This is a genomic window from Paenibacillus sp. J22R56, from assembly GCF_056269375.1.
The window spans coordinates 796,775-808,968 of sequence record NZ_JBWDNV010000002.1; the positions used below are offsets into that span (position 1 = coordinate 796,775).

Genomic DNA, 12,194 nt, shown 5'->3' on the forward strand with positions numbered 1-12,194 from the left:
TCTGGTATACTAAACAATTATTTCGAATGTAGCGGCGGTGAGCGTTAGGAGCGCATCACCCAGCTGCAAGTGCAATCGGAGGAGTGCAATCACTGCCGGCGGCTGCTTGAATCCCGGGTTAATGTGGCAAGTTCCCTGACGGAGCTGAACCAGAGCATGGTATCGTTCCAACCGGACGGCAGCATCACTGGCAGCATTGAAGCCGCCAGCAGCAGAAACAGCCAAATAATAGCGTGGAATAAGCGGAAACGGCATTAGGATAACGCTCACTTCAGAATAACCCCCGATCATCTTGATCGGGGGTTATTGTATTTGGTCAAAAGTACATCACAAAATAATACAATTTGTTAGCTAAAACAAATCTATTTTTACCTAACAAAAGTTATGCTATGATAACGCTTATACAGCTAATTTAGCAAAGGATGTGCCTAAACTATGGTCAATAAAGTTACGATGCAGCAAATCGCCGATCATCTTGGGGTTTCAAAATTCGCAGTATCTAAAGCGCTTTCGGGGAAGCCGGGTGGTGTTAGTACAGAAACAAGGGACAAAATTGTAAGCGTTGCTACTCAACTTGGTTATTTTGTCAATAAACAAACGAAGACTACCTCGAAACGAAATAAACCTGCATCGGTTAATACCAATACACGAGATACCGTTATTTTGCTTGTACCGAAAGTGAGGTATCAAACGCGGGATTCCTATTTCTGGGGACGTATTATTGACGGCATTACGGAGGAGCTCGCCGACCGCGACATCAGCGCTCTAGTTGTAACGGAGTATTTCAAGGACAACTTCTCGAATCTCATTAATCCAAGTGGCGTGTTAGGCATTATTGGCGTCGGTTTTATTGCTTCCAAGATGCTGCTCGAAATTCGGAATCTTGGCATTCCATTTGTTCTCGTTGATCATGAGGACCCGCTTATTCCTTCGGATGTTCTATTCATGAATAATGTGGAATGTACAAGACGTGTCACCAATTATTTGATCGGCTGCGGCCATAGCAAGCTGCAATTCGTCGGCAACACCCGCTATGCGCGAAGCTTCATTGACCGATACAACGGTTACCGTACAACGATGGAGGAGCATGGGCTGGCGCTGAATCAGGAGGAAGGCTTTCTTTCCTTTGAAGGTGAGAATCGGAGTGAAATGACCGAGGCGCTGGAAGCCATTGTGAAACAACTTATTAATGAACATCGGCTTCCGACCGCCTTTGTCTGCGCGAACGATTCAATAGCCATCTGTATGATGACCGTACTGGGCAAGCTGTCGGTGCAGGTTCCGGAGCAATGCTCCGTTACAGGCTTTGATAATATTCAGGATGCGGAATGGGCTAAACCAGCGCTGAGCACGGTTAATGTTCAGAAGGAAGCGCTCGGCCGTCGGGCTGTGGAGATGCTTCTTAGAAGATTAGACCATCCTGACAATCTGCAGGAAAAAGTATTGCTCGCAGGAGAATTCATTATACGCGAATCGACAGCGCTTCCGAAAGGCGGCTAACCGGACAGTCGGTTAAAGGAGATGACAACATGAGTAAATGGGGTTCCCGCTTGCGAATATGGACGGAATGGCCATCTACACGGATGGAAGCGAAGCTTTTAATCGTTTTTGTTCTGCTTATTCTGCTTCCCATTGCTTTACTTACTTTATTATCTGCGCAGCGATACACGCAAACGATCGAGTCGAACACGGTATCTTATGCTTCGGAACTTACAGATAAGATGATAAGCAAGCTTGACGACTACACGGTGGATATGAAAAAAATCTCGATTATCCCGTCTTATTTGGATGAAATCCAAGCAGGTTTGAAGCTATCCAACGACTACTATGAGAAGGAGCATGAAGTTAAGGGGACTTTAACCGACACTTTGGCTGCGGATGACACGGTCAAGCTTAAAATCCAGCGTAAAATCGAGAGTAGTATTTATTTTATGAACAATATAAAAGAGGGTACGAGCAATATCTATCTATTTGATCGTTACGGAAATCCCTATTATGTGATAAAGAGTGGAGGTGTACGGTCGAATCTGAGCGACTATTACGGGAATTGGCAGCAAATTGCTCATGAAGCGCATGGCAAACCTGTCCTTGTCAGCACACAGGAAGTGACCACGGTTAACCGCAAACAGTATGTGTTTACAGTGGTTCGGGAAATTATTGATAAATCATATAACCCTATTGGGCTTATCGCCGTTGATGCTAACATTTCGGTTATTACTAATATTGTTCAGGATTTGGATGCGACGACGCATGGTACAACGCTTATCTTGGATGAGCAGAATAGCGTCATCTACGACAGTGAGCAAAAATACTTATTGCAAAATTTATCGGATAATGAGCTGCTGAAGCAGATAACCGGCAAAGAAGGCAGCTTCCATATCGGTAAAAAGGATCAATCACAGCTGGTTATATACCGTAAATCAGAGGAATCCGGTTGGCTGATGCTAATCTCTATACCTGAGAAGCAACTCATGTATGAAGCGATGAGAACCCGCAATTATACGACGGCAGCGGCCATTTTCACGATGTGTCTGGCGTTCGTCATCTCATTAATCACCATTTTTGCATTAACCAAACCGCTGCGCTCGCTTGTTAAGCTGATGAAGCAGGTTCAGTCCGGCAAGCTGGATGTGATGTTCCCCATCAGGCGGCGTGATGAGGTAGGCATGGTCGGTAATGCTTTTAATCGGATGATGGGGCGCATCGTATCTTTGATTGAGGATATTTACCGGATCGAGCAGCGCAAAAATCAGATTGAACTGGAAAGCTTGCAACGCCAAATCAATCCTCATTTTATCTACAACACACTCGAGTCCATTCGGATGACTGCCGTCATCAATGATGATCCGGAAGTAGGCCAGATGGTGCAGCTGCTTGGGCAGCAGCTTCGCTACAGCATTCATGCGGGAAGCGAGACGGTACAAGCCGAGCAGGAATGGGAGCACTTAAGAATGTATATGCAGCTTCTAAGCTATCGTTATGGAACTCGCTATTCCTTAAAACTGCCTGAGGATTCTGCGGTAGGGAAAATTGAAGTCATGAAGCTGCTTTTCCAGCCAATCGTTGAAAATGCGATTAATCATGCGTACGACGAGCAGACGGGGGATTTGGTTATTTCAATCGGTTATATGCAAGCTGGAGGAGATCAATATTTTGTCGTCAAAGACGAGGGCAGCGGCATGGACGAGACAGCGCTGCTACGGCTGAGAAGTATGCTTGATGCGGAGCAAATGCCGGAATGGGAAGGCCGAGGTATTGGTCTGAGGAATGTGAACGAGCGGCTCAAATTACGCTATGGCCCAGCTTATGGAATTACGGTTGACAGTGCAATAGATGAAGGAACGACAGTATCCATTAAACTTCCGATCACTCCAAAACAAGGGGGAATAACTTTATGAACATTATTGTAGTGGATGACGAGGAACGGATTAGACTCGGATTGTGCAAGCTGATCGAACAAGCAGGCGATAACTATGTCATCATCGGCTCCTATGGCAGCGGCCAGGAGCTACTAAATGAACTTGAACACCTGGAGCCGGATTTAATTATTACGGATATTAAAATGCCGCAAATGACCGGACTTCAGCTCATTGATAAAATAGTCCGTACGCGGAAAAAGGTGAAATTCGCCGTCTTAAGCGGCTTCAATGATTTCGAATTTGCGAGAGAGGCGATGCGCTATGAGGTTAAGGAGTATTTGCTTAAACCCGTTAATTTAGAAGAACTGAATCGTATGCTTGCGAAGATAGAGGCGAGTGTGCAGCAGGAGAATAGCCGCAGACGGCTGGAATCGGAGGATTTGCTCAGTTTGCTGCTGTTTGCTGATGATAGGCAAATGCCAGCCACACTCAAGGATGAGGTAAGCAGCGAGCTTGACCGCAGCCGTTTGTTTGCTAAGCATTATGCTGTGCTGTTAATAGGTGCTGAGCCGACGATTACGGATGAGCAGCTTGAGAAATTCACGGCAGATTGGCAGCGTGAATGCAAAATTGTAAGAAACGATAGTCAGCGAAAAGCAATGGTGATCGCAGTTGGTGAGAATGACCATGTGAATACGGTACGAGAACTTGCCGTGACGCTGCTGCAGCGAATGCCCAGCTTTACGAAAGCGAAAATCGGAATTAGTGGTGTTTTTTGCGGGAGTATCTGGCTTCAACAGGCTTATCGCGAAGCCTCGACAGCTTTTCAACATGCTTGGTATAATACCGAGCTGCGCTGGTGTTCGGGAATGAATAACCAATCGACACATAAGGAAGAGCGTTATCGCTTGCTTCGTATTATCGATAAGGAGGTTTTGCCAGCCCTTCAGGTATGCGACTTTGCATTGGCGAAACGTGCTTTCGAAAGCTGGCTGACGGAATGCGCAAAGTACCGTTTGAATTGGGAAGAGCTGAGAGAAGTATGCTCAGATCTGGATGTGCTTATAAGTGAGGAAATTAAGCAATGGCTTGGTCAGCAGCAGTCGATTAGTGAGCCGATTAAGATGATTGCTCCTGAGAGCTTCGAGGACTGGCGTTCATTTGCCGATCAGCTGCGCGAGGATATGAACAATCGGTTTTTCACGCTTGAGCAGGGACGTTCTGAGAATAAAGCGATTGAAACCATTAAAGCCTATCTTCAGAAGCATTATACCGAAGAAATTGAACTGCAGCGTCTGGCTGATCTCGTCTATTTGACGCCAAGCTATCTGAGCAAGCTGTTTAAAATCGAAACAGGCGAGACGATAACCGACTATTTGACCACGGAGAGAATTGAACAGGCAAAACGGCTGCTTCGCGATGAGCAGGGCTTGAAAACGTACATGGTCGGCGAAAGGGTAGGCTATGCGGATCCGGCTTATTTTACTAAAGTGTTCAAAAAAATGACCGGTAAAACGCCAAAAGAATACCGTGATATTGTTAGGTGATTCTTGTTAGGTGAAAGTTATGTTAATTAAAGACAATAAAGAATAACAAAGACCATTAAAATAATAGAGCCAATCGCCTATAATTCGGTGTAAGCGTTAACAAGCCGGCGTGTAGTCATCCAACAGAAAGCGAGGGAGCCTATTGTTTAATTTCAGCTTCAAAACACAGCGTTATCTTATTTTATTCGGGTTTTTAACGATTCCCGTCCTGCTATCACTGACATTCTCGTATTATCCAGCAATCTCCTTGCTCTATTACAGCTTAACCGATTGGACTGGACTAGGCTGGGATATGAATTTCATTGGCCTCGACAATTACAAGGAAATATTCACGAAACCGGAAGTATTCGGCGCATTGAAGAACAATCTCTATTATTTTATCGGTGGACTTGTCCAGGTTGCGTTATCGCTGTACTTCGCGGTTATTCTGACCGGAAAGCTGCGCGGTCGCAACGGATTCCGGGCGATGCTGTTCATCCCTTACGTGCTGCATAGTGTTGCAACTGTAATCATGTTTAAAAACCTGTATCACATGGAATACGGTTCACTTAATGTGCTGCTAGGCTCGATTGGATTGGAATCATGGCAGCAGAGCTGGCTTGGCAACAAGCATCTCGTGAATTTCTCACTTGCTTTTATCTCGATGTGGAAGTACATGGGCCTCAACATGGTTATATTTATCGGAGCGCTGCAATCCATTCCAAGTGACTTGTATGAAGCAGCTTCGATCGACGGGGCAAACAGCAGACAGAAATTCAGGTTCATTACCTTGCCGAGTATTCGAAAAGTCATGGAGCTGATGCTCATTCTCACCTTGACTGGTGCGCTCGAAGCATTCGATATTCCATATGTCATGCTGCTTGGTGCAAATGATACATCAACCTTCGTCATTAAGACGGTTGATACGGCGTTCAAATATCAGAACTTCGGTCTCGCATCCGCAATGGCAGTGGTGCTGCTCATCATGGTATTAATCTTCATCGTTATTCAACGCAAGCTGCTGTTCAGAGAGGAGAGATAACGAGATGAGACGAGAAGAATCTTTCTCCTTTACGATTTTCAAATATGTGACGCTGGCCATGGCTTTATTCGTCGTATTTTTCCCCTTGTATTCCGTATTTGTTGGTGCATTCAAGACGCAGATCGAATATTACCAATCCGGGCTTAGACTGCCTGCTAATCTATTCAACTTTGATAACTTTAGCAAGGTCATTGACATCGGCAAGCTTGGGCTCGGCTTTAAAAATATTTTCATCATTCTCGTCATTGCGGTTGCAGGCAATATCATGTTCGGAACGATGGTCGCTTATGCAATCGGAAGATTTGATTTCAAGCTGAAAAAACCAATTATGGGAATGTATCTGATTGCCCAGGTTATTCCGATGGTAACGACCCAAGTTGCTACGTTTAGTGTGATCAAATCACTGCATCTGTACAATACGATGGGTGGTCCTATCATTTTGTATTTGGGAGCAGATGTCCTTCAAATCGTGATTTACTTGCAGTTTGTGAATAGCATTCCGAAGGATTTGGACGAGAGCGCAATGATCGAGGGTGCCTCCTTGTTCCGAATCTACCGTTCTATTATTTTCCCGTTACTAGGACCTGCCACAGCAACTCTTGTCATCTTGAAGACTATTGCCATTTATAACGATTTCTACACCCCGTACTTATACATGCCAAGCCAAAAACTAAAGGTCGTGTCGACAGCTATCTACTCGTTTGTTGGACCTAATGCTGCTCAATTAAATGTGATATCGGCAGGTATTCTTATCATTTTCATTCCTACACTACTGCTGTTCCTGTTCCTCCAGCGTTATATTTTCGCGGGAGTAACGAATGGCGCAGTGAAGTAGTTGAATGGACAAGATCGGACCAAACAGAAGTCATTTAGAAGGAGTGCATCAACGTTGAAACAGTGGAATGAATATGTGAATGGAATGACATGGGGCTGGACAGGGGTTCGTGGCACTTGGGCGAGTCCGGAAGCGGAACACTCCATGTCAGAGATGACAAAGCTGAATGTAAATTGGGTTGCGATAGCTCTTGCTGCCGACCAGGAAACACCGCAGTCCACAATCATTCCTTATTGGAACGAACCAACCGTAACGGATGGTGAAGTGTTATGGGCCGTCCGAGAAGCGAAGCGTCATGGGTTGAAAATATGCTTGAAACCGGTCGTCAACTGTGCGAACGGGACTTGGCGGGCTCACATTAATTTCTTTGATGATGAGGTGCCTGGTGAACCAAGCTGGGCGGAGTGGTTCAAGTCTTACACTACATTTATCATGCATTATGCTGCAATTGCAGAAGCGGAAAGCTGTGAGATGCTGTGCATCGGCTGCGAAATGGTGCAGACCGACAAACGTGATAAGGAATGGCGCGCTTTAATTGCTGAGGTTCGCAAAATCTACAGTGGTCTTATTACGTATAATTGCGACAAATATCAGGAGGAACGTGTCACCTGGTGGGATGCGGTCGATATTATTTCCTCCAGCGGCTATTATCCTATTGATCAATGGGAAACCCAGCTGGACCGTATCGAAGCTGCCGTGAAGCCTTGGAACAAACCGTTCTTCTTCATGGAGGCTGGTTGTCCTAGCCGTGAAGGCTCGCCTGTTAGGCCAAATGATTGGTCACTTCCTGGCAGCCCGTCCGAGCTTGAACAAAAGCGTTATTATGAAGCCATGTTCGCTGCTTGCTCGAAGCGTGAATGGATGCAGGGCTATATGCTGTGGGATTGGCCGGCACGATTGTATAAGACTGAGGAAGCGGTAAGCAACGATGATTACTGCATGTATGGCAAAATCGCGGCTGCAGTCATAAGCGAGCATTATCATTTCTTGGCATCCAAGAAATAGTAGTCTTTTACTGTCTATTAACCTAACAAAACAAAAATTGTTAGCATAATTCATGACATGAAAAACAAAAAAACTTCATGTGAATTTGTTTTTAGAGCGGATATGATGGATATGTAAGCGATACCATAACGAGCAGCAAACGAAATGGAAGCTGTGTAAAACTAAATTTCAGGGGGTAACAACGATGGAAAAAAGATTAGCAGTCACATTGGTTCTTGCTTTAACAGTAGTCCTCACTGCAGCTTGTGGAGGCAACAATGAAGGTAATAACAATGCAGCAACGGCTACGAATTCTACCGGTAACAATGCTACAGCTTCTAACGACGCTGGTGCGACAAATGCTGGTGCAACAGAGTCAGACGCTCCAAGCGATCTGAGCGGAACCATTAAAGTACTTACGCAAAGAACGGACTATGTCAATGATGGAACCTTCGATAAGTATGCAGCTGCGTTCAAGGAAAAGTATCCAAACGCGAAAATAGAATTTGAAGGTCTTACTAACTACGCAACGGACATTCAAGTCCGCTTGACGACTGGCGAAGCCGGCGACGTTCTGATGATCCCTGCAGGTCTTGCTACTTCCGAATACAGCAAATATTTCGAACCACTTCCGGATGAATGGTTCGATAACGTATACTTCGCGGACAACACTTTGTCTGACGGCAAACGTTACGGTCTGTCGACAGGTGTTAACACGCAAGGTATCGTATATAACAAAAAAGCATTTGCAGCAGCAGGTATTGATAAAGTGCCCACAACGCTCGATGAGCTTTATGCAGATGCTGCTAAGCTGAAAGCAGCGAACATCACACCGCTGTATATGAACTATGGCGCACAATGGCCGATGGGCAACTGGGGTGATGGTTCTGCTTGGTACCTAAACGGCGATCCGCAATTCGCAACGAAACAAGTATCCGAGGAAGCACCGTTCCAAGTAAATAACGCTTGGGGCACACTCGCAACCATTGGCCGCACTTTTGTTGAAAAGGGTTATGTAGAGAAGGACTTGTACACGAACAATTGGGAAATGTCCAAAGGCGAAGTAGCAAGCGGCAAAGCAGCCATGTACTTCCTTGGTAACTGGGTAATCCCACAAATTATTGGTGCTGGTGCAGCATCAGAAGATATCGGCTTCTTCCCACTTCCTTATGATAACAGTGGTAAGTACAACGCACCGCTTGGTTCTGACTATTTCGTAGCTGTAAGTAAAGACAGCAAAAACAAGGAGCTCGCTAAGGCTTGGGTTGAGTTCTATGTAAAAGAATCCGGTTACGTTGAAGATTCCGGCTTTATGCCAATCGACAAATCGGCGAAATCATCTATTCCACAATTGGCAGAGTTCCAAGCTCTAAATCCAACGCTGATTGAAAGTGAAGCAACAGATCCTAAATACAATGAAATTGCGAACAAAGCGCAAATCGGCATCGGTACTGGCGACTACGTTCAAGAGTACATTGTAGCTGATGATCTCAAAGCGGCATTTGATAAATTAAATAAAAAATGGAAAGATGCAAAAACAGCTTTGGGCTACTAAACCAATAGTTAACACCTCCTCGCTTCGGGATTATACCGGAGCGGGGCTTTTTATTATTAATATGTCGAAAGGAGAAGCGCTATAGCCAATAGCTATAACCAGATATAGTATTTTACAGTTACGCTATAGCTCCGAAACCATGATATCTTGTTTGTAACAAACAAATGGTAAGGGGTTGTTGCACATGGCAAAGAGCAGTGTATTGGGGTATCCTCGGATTGGTGAGAATCGGGAATGGAAAAAAGCGCTGGAGGCATTCTGGTCCGGCAAGCTTGAGGAGTCGGAACTGCATAAGCAGCTTCAAGAGATTCGGTTGAATCATCTTCGCAAGCAGCAGGAGAAGGGAATCAATCTAATCGCAGTTAATGATTTCAGCTATTATGATCAAGTACTGGATACGGCTGCTATGTTCGGGATCATTCCGAAGCGGTTTAACTATACAGGTGGTGCGGTTCCTCTATCGGCCTATTATGGTGTTGCAAGAGGAACAAAGGATGCAGCAGCAAGTGAAATGACGAAGTGGTTCAATACGAACTATCACTATATCGTTCCTGAGCTGTATGGCGCAGAGCCGGTGCTGACTGAGAACAAGCCGCTTGCAGCTTATCGCGAGGCCAAAGAGAAGCTTGGAATTGATGGTAAGCCAGTCATCTTAGGACCATTCACGTTCCTGAAGCTGTCGAAAGGCTATGGCAAGTCGGAGATCGACACATGGCTGTCCATTCTAGTTAAGTTGTATGCGGAAGTGCTGAAGGAGCTTGAAGAAGAAGGCGTTCAGTGGGTCCAAATCGATGAGCCAGCCCTTGTCACTAAGCTGAGCAGAGATGATGTGACTAGACTTCAAACGGTATATGGCAAGTTGGCGGAAGCTGTACCTTCTCTCAATATTCTGCTGCAGACGTATTTCGAATCCGTCGAAAACTATAAGGAAATTATTAATCTGCCTGTACAGGGGATTGGCCTGGATTTCGTACACGGACTTCAAGGCAACCTGGCATCTATTCGTGAATTTGGTTTCCCTAAAGATAAAGTGCTTGGCGCAGGTGTTATTGATGGTCGTGGCATTTGGAAGGCATCACTTGGCGATAAGCTAGAACTACTGAAAGAGCTGCAAGGTTATGCTGCATCAGACAAACTGCTTATTCAATCCTCCTGCAGCCTGCTGCATGTACCAGTAACGGTTAAGGGAGAAACGAAGCTGCAGCCGGAGCTTACGAACGCCCTTGCCTTTGCTGATGAAAAGCTGGATGAGCTTATCTTATTGACACGTGCATTAAATGAAGGTTATGCTTCCATCTCTACGGAGCTTGAACAATGTGATAATGCGCTTCAGGCGCTCGAACAATCTGAAGCAAGGAACCGAAAAGCTGTGCAAGAGGCAGTGGCCGTTATTCAAGGGGAAGATGCTTCTCGTCAGTCCTACTTTGAAAGCCGTCAGCTTGCCCAACAGCAGAAATGGCAGCTTCCTTTGTTCCCAACAACAACAATCGGAAGCTTCCCGCAATCAGCGGAAGTACGTAAAGCCCGTCAGTCCTGGCGGAAAGGCGAATGGAGCAGCGAGCAGTATTCGGTCTTCATTAAAGAACAAATCGACAGCTGGATTAAGCATCAAGAAGAGATTGGGCTGGATGTCCTTGTACATGGTGAATTTGAGCGGACGGATATGGTTGAATTTTTTGGTGAGAAGCTTGATGGTTTCGCCTTTACTCAAAATGGCTGGGTACAATCGTATGGTTCCCGTTGTGTGAAGCCTCCGGTAATCTATGGAGACGTCGAATTTACGGAAGCGATGACTGTAGAAGAAACCGTATATGCCCAATCTAAGACTGCTAGACCGGTAAAAGGGATGCTCACAGGCCCAATTACCATTATGAACTGGTCGTTCGTTCGGGATGATCTGGCAAGAGAGCAGATAGCCTATCAATTGGCTTATGCCCTGCGTCAAGAAGTAGAGGCATTGGAGAAAGCCGGAATTGGAATGATTCAGGTGGATGAGCCTGCTGTACGGGAAGGCCTGCCGTTGAAGGAGAATGAACAAGCGGACTACTTGGCATGGGCAGTAAAAGCATTCAAAGTAACGACATGTACCGTTCAAGATACAACCCAAATCCATACTCATATGTGCTATTGCGAGTTCCATGACATGATCGATTCGATAGAAGCGATGGATGCGGATGTGATCTCTATTGAAACCTCGCGAAGCCATGGTGAGCTGATTCAAAGCTTCGAACAGAATACGTATAAACTTGGCATTGGTCTTGGCGTATACGATATCCATAGCCCTCGTGTACCAGACATTGAAGAAATGACAGGAATGATTGACCGCGCCCTGCAAGTACTGGATCCAAAGCTGTTCTGGATTAACCCCGACTGCGGACTAAAAACACGAGGCAAGGAAGAGACCATTGCCTCCTTGCGCAACATGGTCGCAGCAACCAAGATTGCCCGTGACAAACATTTAGTAAACGTGTAAAGACCAAAAGACTGTACCAAAAGTCATCGTGGATGGCTGTTGGTGCAGTTTTTATTATAGGCTTTGGGTTGAATAGTCTTATCCAATAATTATAAGATGGATTTAAAAATCTATATCCAAAATGCATTTATTTCTAGTAAGGGTGAGAGTCGTAAGTTTCCATCTCTTGATAATGTTTGTTTAGGACTGCTTGAGGAAGGACATTTTTGCAATGCTTTTAAAATAGTATGGTCAGATATGATACGACTTTTATCGCAAAACTCATTGTTTGATCATAATGGAGTTTTAGAAAACGAGATGTTCCAAACGTTATTTTGAAAAAGAAGCTTTGGTCTCGAATATTTTAGATCGTTGGAATAGAGGGGAATAGAGGAATATAATAAATGAAGTTATCGAGTTACATATACTTTCGAGTTATAA

Annotated in this window: 9 protein-coding genes; 8 read left to right on the forward strand and 1 reads right to left on the reverse strand. The window is 45.1% G+C overall.

What is annotated here, in order from left to right:
* Window positions 1–9: 9 nt before the first annotated feature.
* A complete protein-coding gene (locus AC0YNT_RS07665) occupies window positions 10–270 on the reverse strand; it encodes a hypothetical protein (protein WP_475804023.1) in 261 nt (86 codons plus the stop codon).
* Between the two features lie 165 nt (window positions 271–435).
* On the opposite strand from AC0YNT_RS07665, the gene AC0YNT_RS07670 reads away from it, so the two are divergent.
* The 8 genes from AC0YNT_RS07670 (at window position 436) to metE (ending at window position 11,774) form a co-directional block, all read left to right on the forward strand.
* Window positions 436–1,500: a LacI family DNA-binding transcriptional regulator gene (locus AC0YNT_RS07670; RefSeq protein WP_475804024.1), complete on the forward strand. Its 1,065-nt coding sequence runs from the start codon at window positions 436–438 to the stop codon at window positions 1,498–1,500.
* Window positions 1,501–1,529: 29 nt separating this feature from the next.
* Window positions 1,530–3,398: a sensor histidine kinase gene (locus AC0YNT_RS07675; protein ID WP_475804025.1), complete on the forward strand. Its 1,869-nt coding sequence runs from the start codon at window positions 1,530–1,532 to the stop codon at window positions 3,396–3,398.
* On the forward strand, window positions 3,395–4,906 hold the full coding sequence (locus AC0YNT_RS07680; RefSeq protein ID WP_475804026.1) for a response regulator transcription factor: 1,512 nt from the start codon (window positions 3,395–3,397) through the stop codon (window positions 4,904–4,906). Before AC0YNT_RS07675 ends, AC0YNT_RS07680 begins: the two co-directional genes overlap by 4 nt.
* A gap of 142 nt (window positions 4,907–5,048) precedes the next feature.
* Entirely contained in the window at window positions 5,049–5,927 is an 879-nt protein-coding gene (locus tag AC0YNT_RS07685) for a carbohydrate ABC transporter permease (protein ID WP_475804027.1), read from the forward strand.
* A 4-nt stretch (window positions 5,928–5,931) separates the two neighbouring features.
* Window positions 5,932–6,762 carry a carbohydrate ABC transporter permease gene (locus AC0YNT_RS07690; RefSeq protein WP_167274453.1) on the forward strand — a complete coding sequence of 277 codons (831 nt, stop codon included), beginning with the start codon at window positions 5,932–5,934 and terminating at the stop codon, window positions 6,760–6,762.
* Between the two features lie 84 nt (window positions 6,763–6,846).
* Entirely contained in the window at window positions 6,847–7,767 is a 921-nt protein-coding gene (locus AC0YNT_RS07695) for a glycoside hydrolase family 113 (RefSeq protein WP_475804092.1), read from the forward strand.
* 184 nt (window positions 7,768–7,951) lie between these two features.
* Window positions 7,952–9,301: an ABC transporter substrate-binding protein gene (locus AC0YNT_RS07700; RefSeq protein ID WP_475804028.1), complete on the forward strand. Its 1,350-nt coding sequence runs from the start codon at window positions 7,952–7,954 to the stop codon at window positions 9,299–9,301.
* Window positions 9,302–9,485: 184 nt separating this feature from the next.
* Window positions 9,486–11,774 carry a 5-methyltetrahydropteroyltriglutamate--homocysteine S-methyltransferase gene (gene metE / locus AC0YNT_RS07705; RefSeq protein WP_475804029.1) on the forward strand — a complete coding sequence of 763 codons (2,289 nt, stop codon included), beginning with the start codon at window positions 9,486–9,488 and terminating at the stop codon, window positions 11,772–11,774.
* Window positions 11,775–12,194: the final 420 nt, after the last annotated feature.